This window comes from Aurantiacibacter atlanticus (assembly GCF_001077815.2).
Classification (GTDB): Bacteria; Pseudomonadota; Alphaproteobacteria; order Sphingomonadales; family Sphingomonadaceae; genus Alteraurantiacibacter; species Alteraurantiacibacter atlanticus.
Window position 1 is genome coordinate 623,972 of record NZ_CP011310.1, and the last position, 19,343, is coordinate 643,314.

The window sequence follows — 19,343 nt, forward strand, 5'->3', positions numbered from 1 at the left end:
CAAGAAAAAATGCCTGTGTGACCGCCTGACCAAAATAATTTCTCGGTGAGACGAATAATTGCAGCAGTAAATCAGATCAGATGTGATCCGCGGTGAATTGTTGCGGTGGCGCGACCGAAATTATAAGGGAAGTATAATGACGCAACGTCAGGAATTGTTGCGCCCCATAGGTGAGATTTCTGCCCTTGTTCTTCGCGTGATGCTTTTCCTCTGTCGCCGGTAAGGTATTGGCGTCTTTTGGTGAATGGCTGTTCCCTGCAAGATCTACGCTCGCCACTTGGTCGCGCCAAGGCATCTGGTGTCGGAAGTGAAAGCGTTGTTCATCCGATTGAATTCTACACTGAACTCAAAAATAATTGCGCAAAGCTGTGAAGGGGGATCCACTATGGATCGAGAAATAAGGGAAGCGGCTGACCGTTTGTGGGACGCAATGCAATCGGGCGAAGCGTGTGCGCCGGTCCGCGACCTGATTGGTGAACGTGAAATCGAAGCGGCGTATAAAGTCCAGGAGCTGAATACCGAGCGCAGGCTTGGACAAGGTCGTCGCATCGTGGGCCGCAAGACCGGGCTGACCGCGAAATCGGTGCAGGCGCAACTCGGCGTTTCGCAGCCTGATTACGGGATGCTGTTTGACGACATGGACATACCGTCAGGAACCGAAATTTCGGTGTCGGAGGTGATGCAGCCCAAGGTCGAGGCCGAGATCGCCTTCATCATGGGCGACATCCTTGATACCGAATTGCTGACTTCTGCAGATATTATCGCTTCGGTCGACTTTGCAGTGCCTGCGATCGAAGTCGTGGGTAGTCGGGTTCAAGATTGGGATATCCGCATCCACGATACCATTGCCGACAACGCGTCGAGCGGTGTGTTCGTGCTGGGCGATTCCCCACGTCGGCTGTCGGAAATCGACTTGCGCCTTTGCGGAATGGTGATGGAACGCCGCGGGCAGCCCATATCGAACGGTGCGGGAATCGCATGTCTGGGAAGCCCGGTCACTGCCTGCCTTTGGCTGGCCAAGGTCATGGCGCGTGAAGGTCGCCCCCTCAGTAAAGGCGATATTGTTTTAACAGGTGCTCTTGGGCCGATGGCGCAAGTGGCTGCGGGCGACGCTGTCACGGCACGCATCAACGGGCTGGGCTCAGTTACCGCCTGCTTTCAGGATTGAATGGAGTGACTAACGAGATGGTTGATAATCCCAAACGGAAATGCGCGATCATCGGGTCTGGAAATATCGGCACAGACCTGATGATCAAAGTGATGCGGACGTCAGACGTCCTCGAAGTGGGCGCGATGGTCGGTATCGATCCTGAGTCCGATGGTCTCGCCCGAGCCCAGAAGCTTGGCATTTCAACCACCCATGAAGGCATGGATGGCTTGGTAGCGATGCCGATATGGAAAGATATCGACGTGGTGTTCGATGCGACCTCGGCCGGGGCCCATCACCACCATAATGAACTTTGCGTGCGTGACGGCAAACGCATGGTGGACCTGACGCCGGCGGCCATCGGCCCCTATTGCATCCCCGTAATCAACGGGGAAGAGCATCTCGATAAGAGCAATGTGAACATGGTCACCTGCGGCGGCCAGGCAACCATTCCTATCGTTCACGCCATCAGCCGGGTTTCCGAGCGGGTTCCATATGCAGAAATCGTGGCTTCAGTCGCTTCCAAATCGGCCGGCCCCGGCACGCGCGCCAATATTGACGAGTTTACCGAGACGACGACCTTGGGAGTGGAAGTGTTGGGGGGCGCCGAAAACGGCAAGGCGATCATCATCCTCAATCCGGCAGAGCCGCCGCTTATCATGCGCGATACCGTTTATGCATTGTCAATGGGCGGCGATGAAGCTGAAATTGAAAAGTCGGTGAACGAAATGGTCGCGGCTGTACAAGAATACGTGCCAGGATATCGCCTCAAGCAGAAGGTTCAGTTTGAGCGGTTCGGCGGCAACAGGACATTGAAAATACCGGAAATCGGTGAATTTGAAGGCCTGAAGGTGACGGTGTTCCTCGAGGTCGAAGGGGCAGCACATTATCTGCCGGCTTATGCCGGTAATCTGGACATTATGACATCTGCGGGACTGGCTATCGCCGAACGCATGATGAAAAATCCAAGAAAGGCGGCGTTGTGACTGGACTGATCAAAGATCCGACGAAGGACAAAATCTACGTGCAGGACGTGACCCTGCGCGATGGCATGCACGCTATCCGTCATCTTTACGGAATAGATCACGTCCGGAAAATCGCTAGCGCGCTTGACCAAGCCGGCGTCGATGCAATTGAAATTGCGCATGGCGACGGTATCCGCGGTTCGAGCTTCAATTATGGTTTTGGCGCGCATTCCGATTGGGAATGGATCGAAGCGGTTGCTGATTCCATTGACCAGGCCGTGCTGACCACACTGATCCTCCCCGGTATCTGCACTATCACGGACCTGAAGCGAGCCTATGACGTTGGCGTGCGCTCTGTCCGGGTCGCTACTCATTGCACGGAAGCAGACGTGGCGCGTCAACATATCGGTGCTGCGCGCGATCTTGGCATGGATACATGCGGCTTTCTTATGATGAGCCACATGGTTGAACCGGAAAAATTGGCGGAACAGGCGCTCTTGATGGAATCATATGGCGCACAATGCGTTTATGTGACCGATTCCGGCGGCGCGCTGGATATGGATGGCTGTGCTGCCAGGTTCGACGCCTATGACGCCGTTCTGAAACCTGAAACCGAGCGTGGCGTGCATGCGCACCACAATCTCTCGCTTGGTGTCGCCAATTCGATTGTTGCGGTGCAAAAGGGTGCGCGGCGGGTCGATGCCTCGCTTGCCGGTATGGGCGCTGGTGCAGGTAATGCCCCGCTGGAAGTTTTCATCGCAGCAGCTGATCGAAAAGGCTGGAACACAGGGTGCGATGTCTACAAGCTTATGGATGCCGCAGAAGAACTTGTTCGTCCGCTTCAGGATCGCCCCGTACGTGTTGACAGGGAAACCCTGATGCTCGGTTATGCGGGCGTTTATTCCAGCTTCCTTCGCCATTCTGAAAAGGCGGCCGAAGAATATGGCGTCGATGTGCGCGAAATTCTGCAGGAGCTTGGTCGCCGCGGCATGGTCGGCGGCCAGGAAGACATGATCGTCGATGTCGCTCTCGATATTCAGAAGTCTCGTGAGACCATGGGGGCGTCATAGTGGAAGATCTGGAAGCCCTCGCTGTGCAGCTCGATGATGCTCAACGCGAAGTGCGGGCCATACCCCAGCTGACAAAAAATCGTCCGGGCCTGACGACTTCCGAGGCCTATGCTATCCAGGCAATGTCCGTCGCGCGTCGGATCGCCCGTGGAGAGGTGCGTATCGGTGTCAAAATGGGGCTGACCAGCCGGGCTAAAATGGTCCAAGTCGGTGTAAACGAGGCCGCGTGGGGCCGCCTGACCGACGCAATGTTGCTGGAGGAAGGCGGGACCCTGTCGAAGTCGGCCTTCATCCATCCACGGCTTGAACCCGAAATCGCATTTCTTCTGAAGAAGCGATTGAAGGGCAAGGTTTCTCCTGTCGAGGCGCTTTCTGCCGTCGAGGCGATCGCCCCGGCCATGGAGGTGATCGACAGTCGTTTTGAAAACTTCAAGTTCGCTCTGCCGGATGTTGTTGCTGACAACACTTCCTCGTCCGGCCTGGTTCTGGGTGCATGGCACAACCCTGCAAGCGTTGATTTCTCAAATCTCGGCATGGTGCTTCTTGTCAACGGACGACCCGCGCAAATCGGTTCGTCAGCTGCGATCTTGGGCCATCCGCTTCGTTCATTGGTCTCAGCTGCGCGGCTTACTGCCGAATGGGGCGAGGCACTGGAGCCCGGCGATATCATAATGGCGGGCGGAGCGACGGCGGCACATCCGGCGAGCGTAGGAGAAACGATCAGCCTGGAAGTGCAAAATCTGGGTGGCTGCTCTATTACAGTCGAAGCCTGACACGACGCCGATTTTATAGGTGATGAAACTGGACAGACTGCCACAGGAGCGACCAAAGCCGTGATACCATCGATGCACTTGCGCAATCGGTGCGGGTGATTATTCGCGAAGTCCCTGCTGAACATTTCGGTGTCGCAGGCATATCCAAAGCGGAAGAACATGCGCAAGCCAAACTCCCGCGACGACGCCAGAAAGGAATAAGAATGAGCGACAACCCCGAGATTGGAAAATCCATTGACGCCCAGGGTGTGAAAACCAATTATCACGATATGGGTGAAGGGCACCCTGTCATTTTGATACATGGTTCGGGCCCAGGGGTTACTGCATGGGCGAACTGGCGGCTCAACCTGCCCGTGCTGGCGGAATCCATGCGTGCGATCGCGCCCGATATGCTGGGCTTTGGCTATACAGAACGCCCGGCCGACGGCATCTACAATCTGGAACGGTGGCGGAAGCACCTGATGGATCTTGCCGATGCGCTCGATCTTGATCAGTTTGACATCATCGGCAATTCCTTTGGCGGGGCGCTCGCGCTTTCGATGGCCGCTAATCATCCTGATCGCGTTCGCCGTATCGTGCTGATGGGCGCGGCCGGCCTTGAATTCGAACTGACAGATGCTCTGGACAAGGTGTGGGGCTATGAACCGTCAGTAGAGGCCATGCGCGAAATGCTCGATATTTTCGCATATGACAATTCGCTGGTGTCAAACGAACTTGCCGAAATGCGTTACCGTGCAAGTATCCAACCGGGTTTCCAGGAGGCGTTCAGTGCCATGTTCCCGGCTCCGCGCCAGCAGCATATCTCTGCGCTGTCGACGCCAGAAGATGAAATCGCGAAGATAACCAGCCCGGCTATGATGCTTCATGGGCGGGAAGATCGCGTTCTGCCAATGAGCACAAGCCTTCGCTTGTTCGAATTGCTGGAAACTGCGGAAGTTCATCTGTTCGGGAAATGCGGACATTGGACGCAGATAGAACATAAGGACCGTTTCAATTCGCTCGTGAGTGAATTCCTCACTCGCGCGTAAATCAATCCGGCTGCCGATGCTCGGCGGCTATTGATTTGGAGGGAAGGCAGAAAGAATTCCGGTGGCGTGCAGAACACCTTCCCTCCTAAGACCAATCTTGCGGACAAAGACATGCTCGAGGTTTAGAGCCGCCGAAGCAGCGTTTGCGGAAGCGAAAATACCAGCTTGCGAAAGCCCAACCGGGCACTCGACCGGAATTGGCGTTTCCCGCTGACGAAAGTCGCGGCGATGGCCTCATCAAGCGTAGCACATCAAGCGTAAGGTGATTGCGGCACGTTCCAGAGATCTTAGAAATCCTTCATCCGGTCATTTGCCAGACCCAGCGCTATGATGGCTTAAGAGCTTTCGGCGATGGCGGAAGCTGGCGGGTAGCTGCGGGCCTAGCGGCGGTGGCACCAAGCAGCGATCTTACTGGTACCAGAACCAGTTAGGTGGCTGTTGCGCGAAGCATCCAGGCGGTCATTTCTTGAAATGCCATGCTCGAGCAAAGGTGCCAGATGAAACACAAGTCAGTAACAGTAATGGGGCCGAGGTTCGCGCCCCGGCCCCAAACTCCTGGTCCACAGGAGTAACTGCAATCAAACTAAGCTGTTACCAGCTGGATTGGAAGCCGGCTCTTGCGCCAACCTTGCCTTCGTCAAAACCGATGCCAATCCCGCCGGTAAGATATGCGTTGTCGGAAACCCGTGCGGCAACACTGGCCGAACCTGCAATCCGGTCATTGTAATAACCGAACCCACCGGCCACGCCGAAGCTGTCGGTCGGCATCAGGACCGGAGATTCCATCGCAAGCGCCAATGCCGCACCTTCATTCGCTTCACGAATGCCGGCGGCATTTTCGTTGGCGAGATCAAACAAGGCCACATTCTGTCCCTGCAGTTCACTGATGGCCGCCGCATTCGCCCCGATGTTTGCCGTATTCGTGGCAATAAGGCCGGAATTTACGTCGATTGCAGCTGTATTGGCCATCACGTCGTTATTGCTCGCAAGCCCCGTGAGACCCATTGCGGAACTCAGACCGAGGGTGCCATTCGCGTCTGCCGTGACGAAGTTGATCGGGCCGGTTTGCACGCCGGTGCTCATATCGAGACTGGCGACGACCACCTGGCCATCGGCAGTTGCCGTAGCCCCATTCCCAATGGCAACAGAATTGACGCCAGAGGCAATGGTTTCATTGCCCAAGGCAACGGCGCCATCGCCCGATGTATTTGCAGCTTCACCGACAGCGACGGATCGAACGCCCGTCGCGGCAGCAAGATGACCCAATGCAGTCGCGCGCTCGGCATCAGCGACTGATCGCCAGCCATAGGCTGTAGCGCCCGCCCCATTTGCCAATGCTTGCCCGCCGACAACCGTTGTTGATGGTCCACTGGCGATTGTGGCCATGGAAGGATCGTCGCTGCGATTGCCGCCAATGGCAATTGAATCACCACCGGTCGCTTGCGCGAAGTTCCCGATAGCGATGGCATTGTCACCCGAAGCGACGGCATCTTCGCCACCGGCAAAACTCTGGTCGCCCGAAGCTGTTGTCTGATGCCCTACGGCAGTACCCATTGCCCCGGTGGCAACAGCCTGCCAGCCAAGCGCCGTCGCACCTGGCGTGCTGGCCAGGCTCTCCCCACCAATGGCCGTGGTGGAATTGCCCATGGCGACCGCGCTGTCGCCCACGCCGAGCGCATCGATGCCATTGGCGATCGCTTCATTTCCGATTGCGGTTGAAAAGTCGGTTTGCGCATCGGCATTTTCGCCAACTGCCAGCGACCGTATGCCTTGAGCTGTCGCGAGATGTCCGAGAGCTGTGGCACGTTCGGCTGAGGCCTGCGCTCTCCAGCCATAGGCAGTTGCGCCGGGTCCATTTGCCAAGGCTTGTCCGCCCACGGCTGTCGTGGATGGTCCGCTTGCGATGGTGGGGGTGCCCATCAGACCGTCGCGATTTCCGCCGATTGCAATGGAATCACCCCCGTCAGCCAATGCGGCCCTGCCGATAGCGATTGAGTTGCTGCCCGATGCAAGCGCATCTTCGCCGCCCGCAAAACTCTGAGCGCCCGAAGCGGTGGTCTGGTGGCCAACGGCTGTACCCATCGCGCCACTCGCATTCGCCTGCCAGCCAAGCGCCGTCGCACCCGGCGCGGTGGCGCTGGATTCACCGCCGAAAGCCACTGTGGAGGAGCTGTCCGCATTGGCATCTTCGCCACAAGCCAGCGCGTCTTCTCCTGAAGCGGTGGCATTCGCTATTGTGGTGTTGGTCGTCGAACCGTCTTCGGTCAGGACGCATTCGTAGCCGGTGTCTCCAGGAATTTCCTGTGCGGCAGCTGGCGCTGCATAAACGCCTGCCGTTCCGGCCAACAGGGTTATCGCCAACTTCTTTGTCTGAACTATATTCATAGCATCTCTCCTTGTGTGGACCAAAATTGCCAGACCAAGGTTTTGAAAGATCGCGGGAGATGCGCGGATCGTGCCAGTGTATTTTCCCGAACCTGTCTATTGCCTTGGTCGAGGCACAGCCTGGTGCTCCAGGTTGCGAGGAAGCTACGAAGTCTGACGATGTTCAGATGCAGGCAGTCGCGAGAAATCCTGCAAGACGTTGAATATATGTGTATTTATCTGACGAAACATACAAATTCTCGTATTTGAGAAATCATCCATCATCAGGACAACTTACTACGCAGGGTCAACCATGACCGAACCACAGACGCCCAATTTTCGGACTGAATATATGCGGGTTCAGCTGCTCCGCCTGTGCTCTCGCGGTTCTCGAGGCAATAGCGTTCCCCAGCTGCGCTTCAGCTTCGGACAAGCGCGCATATAGTGGCGCGCTGCGCCAGCCTTGCTGTTCTGCCCGAAGCAGATGTGCACGTGCCTGCGCAGGCCGATCATTTGCAAGGAATGCCTCGGCCACAAGAATATGCGCCTCGCCATATGGCCGCATTGCGAGATTTCGAAGTGCAAGATCCAGCGCTTGTTCCGGCTTGCCAAAGGCAAGTGCGCTTTCAAATGCGTGCGCGGTATATGCCATTGGCATCGCTTCAACGCGCGTGCGCCACCCAGCTGCGGAGCGATTGCTCCACCGTTCGGCTGCTTGCATATCTCCATTAGCGATATGAAGCGTGGCAGCGGCATCCATCGCCTGTGGATCGTTGGTTTGCGTCGCGATGCGTTCAAACGTTGTTATGGCAGGCGTCAGTTCATCTATCATGGCTTGCGCTTCGGCACGATAAAATTGAGTCAGCCAGTGACCGGGAAACAATTCGTCGGCCCGGGCATAGCTTTGTGCAGCTACTTCGTAATTTCCGCGCGCGCTTTCGACCATCCCGATCTGCAATTCATAGGAGGCCATCGACCTGGGGGTGCGCAATTGATCGCGCCGCGCCGCTTCGCGGATAAGAGCAATCGCTTCGTCGAACTGGCCCTGAGAACGGGCAAGTATCGATTTTCTGATCGCGGTCCCGGGAGTGGGGATGATTTCATCGGCCTCTTCGTAAAGGCTTTCCGCCAACTCCATGTCGCCATGATAAAAGGAGACATCGCCGCGCAACGCCACTGCCGTTGACAAGGCTGGCTTGCCAGGGCTGACCACAATCTGGTCAAACTGGCCGAGAAAAGTTTCGGCATTTTTCAGATCATGTTGCGCCATCGCGATTTCTGCGGATGTCAGGAGTGGGCCCGAACCTTCGGGAGAGAGGCTGTTGGAACGCTGTATGCTGTTGGCCGCAAGCGCCAGTTCCCCGGGATCGGCGTTGAGCTTGAAACGCGAAAGTGCAGCGCGGGCAAGTGTTTCGTGCGGCAACCATTCATCTTGCGCAGACGCAACCCGTTCCTGCATCAGGGCAATCTGGCGATCGGATGCCGCCAACTCCGCTGCATAGCTTGCTGGCCCATAACTCGCAGGCGGAAGACCTGCTGCCGCTACGCCCTGATCGTTGTCATCAAGCAGGAGGTCCGCGCTGAAAATCAACGTGGCCGCAGCCGCGGAAATGGCGAGTGTGCGAATGACACCCGACCTTCCGCGGCTGCGGGCGCTGCCGCTGTGCGTGACATGCCCCAAAGGCCAGCGGCGAACCATTTAAGCCGGCTTAGCGCAAGGCGTAAGGCCGGCGTCTGTCAGATCATCGGCAAGGGCATTTGTCAGCCCGGTCAGCTGGGCTGACAGGTCAGGCACGAATTTGCCGGCAACATCGTCTGCCGGGCTTGCATCATTATAGGCGGTTTTCCTGTCGGTTCCGATCAATGCGGTGGAAACGGCAGGCATGCCCATTCTGTCTACACGAACATAGGTCGAGGGATCGTCAGTTCGGAAAGTGAAGGACGCTCCTCCTGGCGCTGCAATCGGTGGAGAGCCTTGCGCTGCGGCAAGGAACGGGAAGCTATCTGGGAATGCAACGTCGTTTTCCGATGGATTCAGAGGCAATGTGGCAAGCGCTGCCGGACTATGCACTGAAAGATCGAGGAATATTACGGCTAACGTCACATCGATTACCGGGTCCTGCAACAATCGACCGTTCGGGAAACCCGCCCCGGCAGCAAAATTGAGGGTCAAGGTATCCGGAACCACCGCTTCGGCAACTGTGAAGCCAGTGCCCGGAATGGCCTGTTCAAGACATGGCGTGACATCAAAATTCGCATTGGTTGGTGCCGGGGTCGGTGTAGGTGTTGCGGACGGCACGACGATCACATCTTCACTATCGTCATCATCATCGAAGCAGCCCGAAAGCAATGTGAGAGCGAGCATGGCCGGAGCCAGTGAAAGCGCCCTGAGGGTTTTGTTATTGGTCATCAGATTTGTCCTCCAAAGCGCGAGGTTTCCGCCCAGATGTCGATCAGATTATTCCCATTTTCGATCCGGTTACGCGGGATTGAAAGGACCACACCGGTAAGGTTCTGACCGGCGAAAAAATCCCGGTTCGACATGAAGCTGAGCGTCCCGGTGTTTGCAGTGTCCATGAATCCCTGAAGGTCGAAGAAGAAAGGGTCGTCGAAGAGTCCGGCTCTCACTTTCACGCCATTTCGAGCGATGTCGGTTTCCACGGCACCTACGATCGGGCTGGTCGTTCCGGGCACATTGCTGACTTGTACGCCTGCCTGGCTTGCCGTTGGACCGTTGCCGAAGCGAATATATATCGGGATTTCCGTGTCTACACGCGATCCAGCATTGGAAATGTTCACCGTGTACAGAACATCGGGATCGTAATTGGCGGGTTGATCGGTCGCCTGGGGTCCAGAAAGAGTAAGGATGATATTGACACTGTCGGCTGTGTGCCAGGCATATAGATCGGCAATGTCCGCCGCGCGGTCTGGCGTACTGTCGACATTAGGATCGGTCCGGCCGGGTGGGTCGAGGTGGTCGGCGGCCGTCAATCCCAAGCCTGGCAGAATTTGTGAGGCACCGATTGCGAGAGCAAGTCCCGCTGTCCCTGCCAACACTTTGGTTCTTTGTCTCATATCGATCTCCCTGAGCTTCTGGTGCCGGACAACACATTTATCCGGCGCAAGATGCGCTCCCGGTCTTCCGGGCGCTGAGGGAACTACGTCATAAGGAGGCAGGCGGATGCATAAGGACAGAATTAAATTACCGGCCTTACAGCTCGAAACCAAATTCTGACGCGGATCTATGCTGGTCGGCGCGCTAAACGCTTGTTAGACCACCAATAACGAGAATTTCGGTAGAAGGTGCCGAGTGCGGCGCGTTTGAAGCATCTTCATAGGTTACAGCAAGCGAGGCGCCGGCGACCAGCGCTTCACGCTCGGTCTCTGTCAGCTCACGTTCGAACAGACCGCTTGCCGGAATCAGGCCGAGCGATTGCGGAGCGCCGCCTGCCGGCACGACCCACAATTCGGTCGCTTGCCCATCACCGGGAGCAAAGCCTTCAATGTTCAGTGAAAGCTCCTGTGCGGCAGAATCAACGAGTCCCGTCAGAACCAGCGCACCATCTTCGCTTTGCAATTGCGCAATGAGACGCGGTCCGGAAATCGGCGCAGCGGTTTCTATCGGCGTGATGGGACCTTGTCCTGCTGGCTGAACAAGGAGCAAGGTCAACACTGCTGCTGCTGCTGCTGCACCTGCCATCGCAAAACCCAGACCCCAGACGGAAATGTTCTTCGCCTTCGGTTGTTCGAGACGGTGAATGCCAGGGCTTTCACCGCCATCAAATTCGCCAAGTCGCCTTTCGATAGCGGGCCAGACATCGGCGGAAGGCTCGTACGTGCCCGCAGCTTCGGCCATCTGGCCCAGCTGATAGCGCCACCAGCGTACATTATCGGCAAAGTCGCGGTTCGACAGATACAGACGCTGCGCTATCGCGAGATCCTCTCCTTCCAGCACGCCCAAGGCATATTCGCCTGCGATGATGCTGCGGTCATCGGGATCGATGTCATCCATTTGCGACACCTTCAAGGCAACCCTTAAGGCTGGCAAGCCCGCGGCGAATCCTGCTCTTCAAAGTGCCCAGGGGGACATCGAGCACCTGCGATAGCTCGGTGTGTGTGTAGCCACGAAAAAACGCCATGCGAATGCATTTGCGATGATCGGACTTGAGGCCATCGAGACAGTCCTGCAGTCTCGCACTTTCTTCTGCATCGCACAGCATGTCTTCAGCGTCAGGCGTTTCATCCTCGATATCCGGCAAGACATCGTCTGAAACCTCACCACGTCGCCCGGATTTGCGCACCGAATCTATAGCTGAATTTCGTGCGATAGTGCAGAGCCAGGTGATCGGGCTTGCGCGGGTCGTGTCGAAGCGCCCGGCACTTTGCCAGACCTTGATGAAGACATTCTGCAGTACATCCTCTGCGGCATCGCGTTCACGAACGATCTGCAGGATCACTGCCAATAACTTCGACGATGTCAGATCATAGATCAGACGCAAGGGCTGACGATCACCGTCGGCGACCTGTTGAAGCGCATTCTCGAGACGGGCTCGCCGGTCTGCTGGTGAAGGTTGCACTATTTTGACCATCTAAGACTTTGCAATACTAGCTAAACGTCCAGCAGCAAGTTAATAATCAAATCGTTACGTAAACAGTATGATAAGTTGTGGGGCAGGGGCTAAGACCAACCGAGCTCTGAGGCGACCAAATGCTCCTCTTCAAATTTGAAGAGGACGCGGAGCAAAACGCCCAATGAAATTTAGGTCGACACTAGGATGACTGAAAAGCTTCTACCGCAGGTTATTGCACAATTATACCATCGCCAACATCTGTAGAAAAGGCGGAGGCGTAGGCCCATCATTCGGCAAGCATGCGCGAGCGACAATTTCGGTTGAACGCATGAACGCAGTGAGCGCCCCTATCTTTTCCGGAACGAATTGGCCCAATACCAAGTGGCCGCTGACCCCGTGCCAACATGATCACGGACTGTTTTGACTTGTGAGGTTTTTCGTCGCGGTGTCTCTGCAATGACTGATTTTTGACCGAAAACGGACTTTCCGCTTTAGGGTGCTCCTTTTTCCCAGAGGCGCATTCCGCGCTGAGGACCCCGAAAGCGAACTGGCAACTTCGTAGCCGCGTTTTAACCTAAGGCGGTCAGCTACATATCACGTGTGGCATGGTCATCCCTTGTGTCCAACCTTCTGGTATGAGGTTGGGCGGAGGTCTGTTTTCTTGGTGTTTTCGATTTCACAAGACGTCATTCATCGGTTTCGCTTAGATCTTCAGTGATGTCATCGGCCAGAACGCGGATACGTTCTTCGGTCCGGTCATAGCGCGCATCGAAGCTGGCTTCCCGCTCCTTACGAAGGAGGACCACCGCCAGTAAACCGGCAGCCAAAACAAGCAGGACGATTGCGGGCCGCATCAATACTCGATCTGGTATTGTACGTTCACATTCGTTCCGCCGCTGCCGCCTGCTTGACTGAGCACGGACAACACAGGTGTTAGCGCCACTTCGAGCTGGGTTGCGGTGAAACCACGTCCGTCGGTGATGATCTCGATGTAAATGTCATCGGTCAGATACTGGCCTGCTGCAAGCGCGGTGCCTCGCCCACTGGCTTCGTCCCCACCGAGAATGCGCAGGCGGTCAACGCCTGTCGCCGAACGCAATGTGCCCAGTGGGTTGAGCCCGCCGCCGCCGCCGCGAAGCGAATTGAGCGAGGCTGCCAGTTGCACAGCCTGAATGGCTGAAAGATTCGCGACCGAACTACCAAACAGAATACGTGAAATGATCTCGTCCTGCGGCAGGCCGGGCGTGCTGGAAAAGGCAATCTGCGGGTCCAATGCCTTGCCGCTGACATTAACGTTGACCGTGATGCCTTCGATATCCTCGCTCGCAACGAGCGTAATACGCGGATCAAGCTCGCGCCCCCCGGTGAACTGGACATTGCCCTCGATCAGATCGAAAGACTTACCTGCGAAGCCGAGTGTCCCGCGCACCAATTCAACCCCGCCCGATATGCTCGGCATGGCGCTGGTACCGCGAATGCGCATATCTGCGCTCCATTCGCTTTCCAGCCCCATACCGGACACATAGAGCTTTTCCGGCGCGACCAAGGCGATGTCCAATCGTAACAAGTCGAAAGCGCCCCCCGATGGGGTGGCTGGTTCATCACCGGTCACACGCGGACGACCGCGCGGTGGCTTGAAGCGCACCCCCTGAAGCTCAGGCACTTCGACGGCACCTTGACGGATGATCTCATAGCGCGTTTCGGGCAGGAGAATACGGCCCGAAAGCAGAGCGGTTTGCCCGGCGGATTTGGTTAGGGAGAGATTGCCCGTCGCGGTCGCGTCGATGGCGCTGCTGCGCGCAAGCCGCGCTTCATCCAAATCGACCTGCACATCCATTGGATAGCCACGATCGGCGGCTAGGCTGACATAGCCGCTGGCCGACACCGTGCCATCACCTGCATTGGCCTGCAACTGCTCGATTTCCAACCGGTCGCCAGTGAAACGCCCGCGTAGCGCCATATTGCTCAGCCGCGTGCCATAGGTCTGGTTTTCGTAGGTAAGATTATTGGCGCGGACAATCCCGGCTAGCTCCGGCGCGGATACGCGGCCTGTAAAGTCCGCAGCCACGCCCAGCGCGCCTGACAGTCTCTGGTCTGCCTGCCCCGTTAGTGAGAACAATGTATCGGCGGGGCCATTATAGCGAATGCCACCGCCTAACTGTGCCAGCATCAACCGCTCAGTCCACCCTCCATTACCGGGCGGGACTGGGGTGAGCGCCGCATTCAAGCGCCCGATAACGCTGCCGCGTTGTCGGATGACCGCGCGCGCTGCACTACCACTGTTTTGCAGCTGTCCGACGAAGCTGACATTGACCGGCTGGCTAACCGATACTGCCGTGGTGCGGGTGAAGTCTGCAATCCGCAGCCGCGCATCGGCAACGGGAAAGCTGGTTGGGGAGGCTTGCGCGAAATCGAGGCTTCCTGTCGCCGTGCCGCCAAGTCCCAAACCGGGCTGGAAAGCGTTGGCGATTGCCAGATCGAAGGAATCCAGACGGCTCTGTACCTTCAACCCCTCGCCATATTCACCCGCGAGCCGGACGCTACCCTGCCCAAAATCGATATTCGTCGGGAGCAATTTATACGTTCTCTCAGCCGGGATGATCCTTGCAGGAGCGGTCGTTCGGAACGTGATTCCGCGCGCTCTACCTTGCAGCGATGCGCGCCACAGCTCGGGTTGCAGATCGGCGTTGGCGGAAACTCGGAACGGCACGCCGTTGGTCCCCTCTACCAGCAATTTGGCATTGCCCCGACCGCCGCGATAATCGACTAGCGCACGCATAATGCTGATATTGAACGCGCCATAAGTGGTGTCGGCGAGTTGGATATCGGCCACCAATTGCGGCGTTTCGTAAAGAACCACCTCGGCATCCACGATCGCAGAACCGATGCGGATGTTGGAAGGTCCGCCTAGCCTGGTATTGTTGGCGCGCAGGTTGACGACAGCCGATTGATATTCGCCCGTCGCCTCCAGTCTTACAATGCCGCCAAGTCCGCGGCCATTGGCATCCAGTTGCCCCACGAAAGGCCCAGCGGCACTCTGCTGCACCCGTCCTGACAAAGCGATCCCGGCAAAGTCCGCTCGGTTGATGGTGAGAGCCAACGGACCGCTAGCGGTCGTTACGGTAGCATCGGCCGTAAATGACCCGTAATCGGTGTTCCCGCTGGCATCGATGCGGTAATCGCCATTATCGCCGCGAATGTTTGCAGTGAGATTGGTGAGACCGATAGCCAAGCCCGGACTCTGCGCATTTATGGTGGCGTTGAGGTTGGTAAGGGTGCCGGCCACGCGCACATCTACCGGCCCGTATGGTTCCGATATCGCGCTGGCAGTCAGGTTGATATGGCCGTTGGTATTATAGGTCCCACGCCCGTCAGTAACCCGCAGCAAAGGCGAATTCATTCGCAAATTGGCAAAGCGGGCAATGCCGTCCGTTCCGTAGGCAATGTCGCTGGAGGCGGTCAGATTGCCGCCGAGATACTCGCGCATGGATTCATTTAGCAATCGGGTGGAACGCGCCTGAACCTTTCCGGTCAGGGCGAAGGCTCCATTCGCGCGTGCCTGCAATTCCATGTCAGTTTCAAAGTTGAATAAGCCGACGCTTTCCAGCCGGTAGTCATCGATCCGCCCAACGACTGCGCCAGTATAGAGTCCCTCTGCCGTATTGGCCAACAGGAGCAGCGTCGCATCAATACGGTCGGAACGAAGGCGCATGTTGTCCGACAGGATACGCGTGCCGTCGATTGCGATATCGCCGTCAAGCCGGATATTGGCAAGCTTTCCGCCTGCTACCATGTCGAGGCCGGTTATACGTTTAGCTGTCGCCGAGACCGGCACAATCATGCTCGCCGTATTAACTTCGGTTCGGCCCTGCGCGCGCAGATCTTCGATACCCATATCGTTCATCATGATCTGCGTGGCACGGATATCGTATTCCACCGCAGGCGTGGCGAAAGCGCCATCCATCATCAGCATCGCACGGATGCCGCGTCCTCGGAGGTTTGGAGCGAGAGTAGAGGGCTCAAGCAGCACGAAGGCTGCCGTAAAATCATCGAAACTGTTCGCTCCAAGATCAATTTCGCCATTGGCGTCCAGGTTGAACGCATCGCTGGATATCTGAGCCGCGACTGTCGCGCGGCGTTCCTCCAGTGCGGTGGTGATGTCAATATTGGTGACCTCGCCCAGCAATGCCGCGGTGGAAGACGGTGCGAATTTTTGCAGTAGGGCCGACCCGACGATCCTGAACGTGCCATCACGTGCCGCCAACTCAAGAACGGCAAGCGGCGCATCGCCAAAGTCTGCGTCTAGCGTGCCGTTCCACTCGGCCCAGTCACCATCTCCCTTCAGTTGCAGATCAAGCGGCTCGGTCAACCCGACAAGCGCAGCGATCACGCCGTCTCCGGGTGCCTTGAGATCGAGGTCGAGATCCAGCTTGTTTTCTTCGGGAACTGCGTCGAGCATCAAGGCGATACGATCACCGCCAGCTCGCCCTGCACCTGCGACGGTCGCACCGTTCAAATTCACCTTCGCCCGCGCATCGGCAATATGCACATAGCCGGACAGTGTGGCGGCGCGGGGCTCGCCGGATACGGGAGCCTCCGCCATGAACTCGGTAATCTCCACCCGATCGATATCGATATCATAATCGGGCAGGAGCGGTCCGTCGGTCGGTGGGGTTTCGTTGAACTCCGGCAGCCGTACCAGCACCATCGTCTCGGCCGTCAGCGCGTCGATATCGATATGGCTGTTTATGAAAGAGAAGGGGTGCCAATCCATGACCACTTCGGGTGAGCGGAAGAAAACGCCCTGCGGGTCTGAAATCGTCAGCCCACGAATACTCATCTCGCTATAGAGCGAGCCGTCAATCTCCTCGATCCCGATAGCCATACCGTTCTCGAATTCGAGCGCCTCAATCTGCTGGGCGACAAATTTGCGGCCCGGATCTGTGTTTATGCCAAGCAGCACTGTGCCAATCAGCAGGATCAGCCCCAACAGTATGAACAGCAGTATTTTCCCGACGGCCTTCCATCGGTGACTTTGCGGCCTTTCGGCCCTCGGCTGATCTTCGGTTTCGATCGTCGCAATATCCTCGACCATCAGAACGCCTGCCCGATCGAGATATAGACGGCGAAAGAGCTTTCACCTGGCTGTCTGTCCAGCGGCATGGCAATATCGAAACGCAGCGGCCCGAAATTGGTATAATAGCGACCGCCGACGCCTGCCCCGTAACGCAGGCCAGAAAAATCCGGGGTCGAGCCTTCATAGACCTGCCCTGCGTCGACAAAACCGACCACGCCGAAATCACCGAAGCGGTAGCGCACTTCGGCAGCAACCTCATTCACGGCCAGTCCACCAATTGGGTTCAGCTCGAATTCGTCTGCGGTCTCCTCTGGATCGTCTGGATCGAAATCCGGATTGCGTTCCTGCACCTTGGGGCCAAGTTGCTGGAAGCCAAAGCCACGCACAGAGCCGCCGCCGCCTGCGTAAAAACGTCGTGATGGTGCGATGTCCGACCGGTCCACCCCCTGTATCGAGCCGACTCTCAAGCGGCTCGCCAGCACGATAGAATCGCCGATGGGAAAATAGGCCGAGCTATCCAATATTCCGCGAACATAAGGGCTGAATCCGTCCTGCAACGAACCTTCAGGCTGCACGAATGCGCGCAGGCGAAAGCCACTGGTAGGGTCAAGCAGACTGGTGGTGGTGTCGAAGCCGGCCTGGCCCGTCAGTGCGCCGATAAAGTAGGTCCGATCCACGCGCTCGCCCAGATCGAAGTCGAAGCTTTCCTCGACCGACGCGATGACTTCTGCGCCATAGGCAAAGGTGAAACGCTTTTGCCAGAGGGGGGTGGAGGAATAGCTGATAAGCCCGCCCAGCCGACCAGTAAACGCCTCGAATGCATCGTAATTTGTGTGCGAAGCGTTCAGTCCGATTTCTATCGTCCGATCGCGGCGATCGGCGTTTGACCGGCGAAACGTCACGCCAGCACCCTGTTCCTGCGTGCCCAGCACCGCCGAAGCGATTAACGCACCTTCGGGCGGGAAAAGGTTGCGATGGGTCCAGCTGCCTTCCAGCAGGAAGCCCTGTCCGGTGCCAAAACCGGCGCTGGCCCCCAGCGAACGTGGCGGCCCAGCATTCTGTTCGACTGCGATGTTGACGAATTGGGTATCGTCTTCTGCCACTTCGCCAGTCTGTTCGGGTTGCACCGTGACGGTATTGAACAGGCCGGTAGCGACCAACGCATCACGCAGATCGTCCACCTTGTGGCTGTCATACAATTCGCCGCGCTCGAACCGCGCCAGAACACCAATGTGCTCTGCATCGAAAGCCAGGTCCCCGATGGTGGTAAACCTGCCAAACCGCGCGCGCGGCCCGGTATCGACGGACAATGTATAGACGCCGTCCGATGTTTCCTGATCCAGTAGAATATCCCGCTGCCCGATTTTCACAAAGGGATAGCCTTGTTGCGGCAAGGCTACGGCAACCTGCGCCTCGGCCCCCTGTACACGCGTGGCGATAATCGGCTCTCCAACCTGCAAGGCGAGATTCTCACGAATCAGATCGGTCGGGGTGGTCGGCTGTGCTTCGATGACAATGTCGGAGAATACAAAACGCGTGCCCGGCGCGGCATTCAAAATAGCGGTCAGCGGTTGTCCGTTTTCCGCCTCGGATCGTTCGATACTCGTCTCGACCTTCGCATCATACCAGCCTTCGGAGCGTAGCAACCGCTGGAGCAGGAAGCTGTCCTCCTCTACCCGCGCCGCAAGCATCGCGACGTTCGAGACCTCGCCACCATTGTTCTCAAGCGCGGAAAGGCCTCTGAACGTTCCAGCGAGATCGATTTCGGTCTGTTCGTCGGCTTCTTCAAGACCATTTAGGGCGATGCCATATTCGACGGTCAAGACTTCGTCATCACTTGCGTCTTCAGCGAACTCGATATCGCGAACTTCGAATTCCTCCAATGGCGATAGTGGTTCGAGCAATTCGGTATCGCGAATCGGGGCGTCAGCGATTTCCTCGTTGCGGTCGCCATCGACAAGCTCGGGCAGGAGCAATGACGTCTCAGCTGTGAAGGTGTCCGCATCCGCATCTGGGTTTTCTTCAGCGAAGCGGCGTTCGAATTCTTCGATGCTTTCCAGCTCGGACTGCAATTCGGGGTCGTCCTCCCCCAATTCCGGTATCTCGTTGCTAAATTCCTCGTCGGAGATTATCTCCTCGACCGGTGGCAATCCTGCTCCGGACGGAGGCGACGGAACGGGGATCGCCCCAGCTTCCAGCTCTCCTTCATCGTCTTGTTGGCCATCATCTTGCGCGAGCGCCGTTTGCGCAGATAGCCAAGCCACTGCGATAACTAATCCGGAGAGCCCGCCACGAAGGCGGGCGCGAAAGATGAAACCTGTCGTTGCTACCGCCATTGGATCTACGAA

At 57.2% G+C, this 19,343-nt stretch carries 14 protein-coding genes; 5 read left to right on the forward strand and 9 right to left on the reverse strand.

Features of this window, described 5'->3' with window-relative positions; genetic code table 11:
• Positions 1 to 385: 385 nt before the first annotated feature.
• From CP97_RS03130 to CP97_RS03150, 5 genes are all read left to right on the forward strand, one after another.
• Entirely contained in the window at positions 386 to 1,168 is a 783-nt protein-coding gene (locus tag CP97_RS03130; RefSeq protein ID WP_048884751.1) for a 2-keto-4-pentenoate hydratase, read from the forward strand.
• 17 nt (positions 1,169 to 1,185) lie between these two features.
• On the forward strand, positions 1,186 to 2,133 hold the full coding sequence (locus tag CP97_RS03135; protein WP_048884752.1) for an acetaldehyde dehydrogenase (acetylating): 948 nt from the start codon (positions 1,186 to 1,188) through the stop codon (positions 2,131 to 2,133).
• A gap of 5 nt (positions 2,134 to 2,138) precedes the next feature.
• Positions 2,139 to 3,182: a 4-hydroxy-2-oxovalerate aldolase gene (gene dmpG, locus CP97_RS03140; RefSeq protein ID WP_149036510.1), complete on the forward strand. Its 1,044-nt coding sequence runs from the start codon at positions 2,139 to 2,141 to the stop codon at positions 3,180 to 3,182.
• Positions 3,182 to 3,955 carry a 2-keto-4-pentenoate hydratase gene (locus CP97_RS03145; protein ID WP_048884753.1) on the forward strand — a complete coding sequence of 258 codons (774 nt, stop codon included), beginning with the start codon at positions 3,182 to 3,184 and terminating at the stop codon, positions 3,953 to 3,955. Before dmpG ends, CP97_RS03145 begins: the two co-directional genes overlap by 1 nt.
• Before the next feature lie 203 nt (positions 3,956 to 4,158).
• On the forward strand, positions 4,159 to 4,983 hold the full coding sequence (locus CP97_RS03150) for an alpha/beta fold hydrolase (RefSeq protein ID WP_048886673.1): 825 nt from the start codon (positions 4,159 to 4,161) through the stop codon (positions 4,981 to 4,983).
• Positions 4,984 to 5,574: 591 nt separating this feature from the next.
• Here CP97_RS03150 and CP97_RS03155 read toward each other — a convergent pair.
• The 9 genes from CP97_RS03155 to CP97_RS03190 form a co-directional block, all read right to left on the reverse strand.
• Positions 5,575 to 7,368, reverse strand: a complete 1,794-nt coding sequence (locus tag CP97_RS03155) for a hypothetical protein (protein WP_048884754.1) — start codon at positions 7,366 to 7,368, stop codon at positions 5,575 to 5,577.
• A 286-nt stretch (positions 7,369 to 7,654) separates the two neighbouring features.
• Positions 7,655 to 9,046, reverse strand: coding sequence for a tetratricopeptide repeat protein (locus CP97_RS03160; protein ID WP_048884755.1), 1,392 nt, complete (start codon positions 9,044 to 9,046; stop codon positions 7,655 to 7,657).
• On the reverse strand, positions 9,047 to 9,757 hold the full coding sequence (locus CP97_RS03165) for a DUF4331 family protein (protein ID WP_048884756.1): 711 nt from the start codon (positions 9,755 to 9,757) through the stop codon (positions 9,047 to 9,049).
• Positions 9,757 to 10,422: a DUF4331 family protein gene (locus tag CP97_RS03170; RefSeq protein WP_063612341.1), complete on the reverse strand. Its 666-nt coding sequence runs from the start codon at positions 10,420 to 10,422 to the stop codon at positions 9,757 to 9,759. Before CP97_RS03170 ends, CP97_RS03165 begins: the two co-directional genes overlap by 1 nt.
• Before the next feature lie 184 nt (positions 10,423 to 10,606).
• Positions 10,607 to 11,359, reverse strand: a complete 753-nt coding sequence (locus tag CP97_RS03175) for an anti-sigma factor (RefSeq protein WP_048884757.1) — start codon at positions 11,357 to 11,359, stop codon at positions 10,607 to 10,609.
• Complete coding sequence (locus CP97_RS03180) at positions 11,352 to 11,936, reverse strand: sigma-70 family RNA polymerase sigma factor (RefSeq protein WP_048884758.1); 585 nt, start codon at positions 11,934 to 11,936, stop codon at positions 11,352 to 11,354. The genes CP97_RS03175 and CP97_RS03180 overlap by 8 nt, the downstream gene beginning before the upstream one ends.
• Before the next feature lie 668 nt (positions 11,937 to 12,604).
• Entirely contained in the window at positions 12,605 to 12,775 is a 171-nt protein-coding gene (locus CP97_RS16275) for a hypothetical protein (RefSeq protein ID WP_161485434.1), read from the reverse strand.
• Complete coding sequence (locus CP97_RS03185) at positions 12,772 to 17,013, reverse strand: translocation/assembly module TamB domain-containing protein (protein WP_048884759.1); 4,242 nt, start codon at positions 17,011 to 17,013, stop codon at positions 12,772 to 12,774. The genes CP97_RS16275 and CP97_RS03185 overlap by 4 nt, the downstream gene beginning before the upstream one ends.
• The gene (locus CP97_RS03190) at positions 17,013 to 19,259 is read right to left on the reverse strand and encodes an autotransporter assembly complex protein TamA (protein ID WP_227819657.1); all 2,247 of its coding nucleotides are present in this window, start codon (positions 19,257 to 19,259) and stop codon (positions 17,013 to 17,015) included. Before CP97_RS03190 ends, CP97_RS03185 begins: the two co-directional genes overlap by 1 nt.
• Positions 19,260 to 19,343 lie beyond the last annotated feature (84 nt).

Coding starts and splice junctions, on each gene's coding strand:
- CP97_RS03130 (WP_048884751.1), top strand. CDS start 386: ATGGATCGAGAAATAAGGGAAGCGGCTGACCGTTTGTGGGACGCAATG.
- CP97_RS03135 (WP_048884752.1), top strand. CDS start 1,186: ATGGTTGATAATCCCAAACGGAAATGCGCGATCATCGGGTCTGGAAAT.
- CP97_RS03150 (WP_048886673.1), top strand. CDS start 4,159: ATGAGCGACAACCCCGAGATTGGAAAATCCATTGACGCCCAGGGTGTG.
- CP97_RS03155 (WP_048884754.1), bottom strand. CDS start 7,368: ATGAATATAGTTCAGACAAAGAAGTTGGCGATAACCCTGTTGGCCGGA.
- CP97_RS03160 (WP_048884755.1), bottom strand. CDS start 9,046: ATGGTTCGCCGCTGGCCTTTGGGGCATGTCACGCACAGCGGCAGCGCC.
- CP97_RS03165 (WP_048884756.1), bottom strand. CDS start 9,757: ATGACCAATAACAAAACCCTCAGGGCGCTTTCACTGGCTCCGGCCATG.
- CP97_RS03170 (WP_063612341.1), bottom strand. CDS start 10,422: ATGAGACAAAGAACCAAAGTGTTGGCAGGGACAGCGGGACTTGCTCTC.
- CP97_RS03175 (WP_048884757.1), bottom strand. CDS start 11,359: ATGGATGACATCGATCCCGATGACCGCAGCATCATCGCAGGCGAATAT.
- CP97_RS03180 (WP_048884758.1), bottom strand. CDS start 11,936: ATGGTCAAAATAGTGCAACCTTCACCAGCAGACCGGCGAGCCCGTCTC.
- CP97_RS03185 (WP_048884759.1), bottom strand. CDS start 17,013: ATGGTCGAGGATATTGCGACGATCGAAACCGAAGATCAGCCGAGGGCC.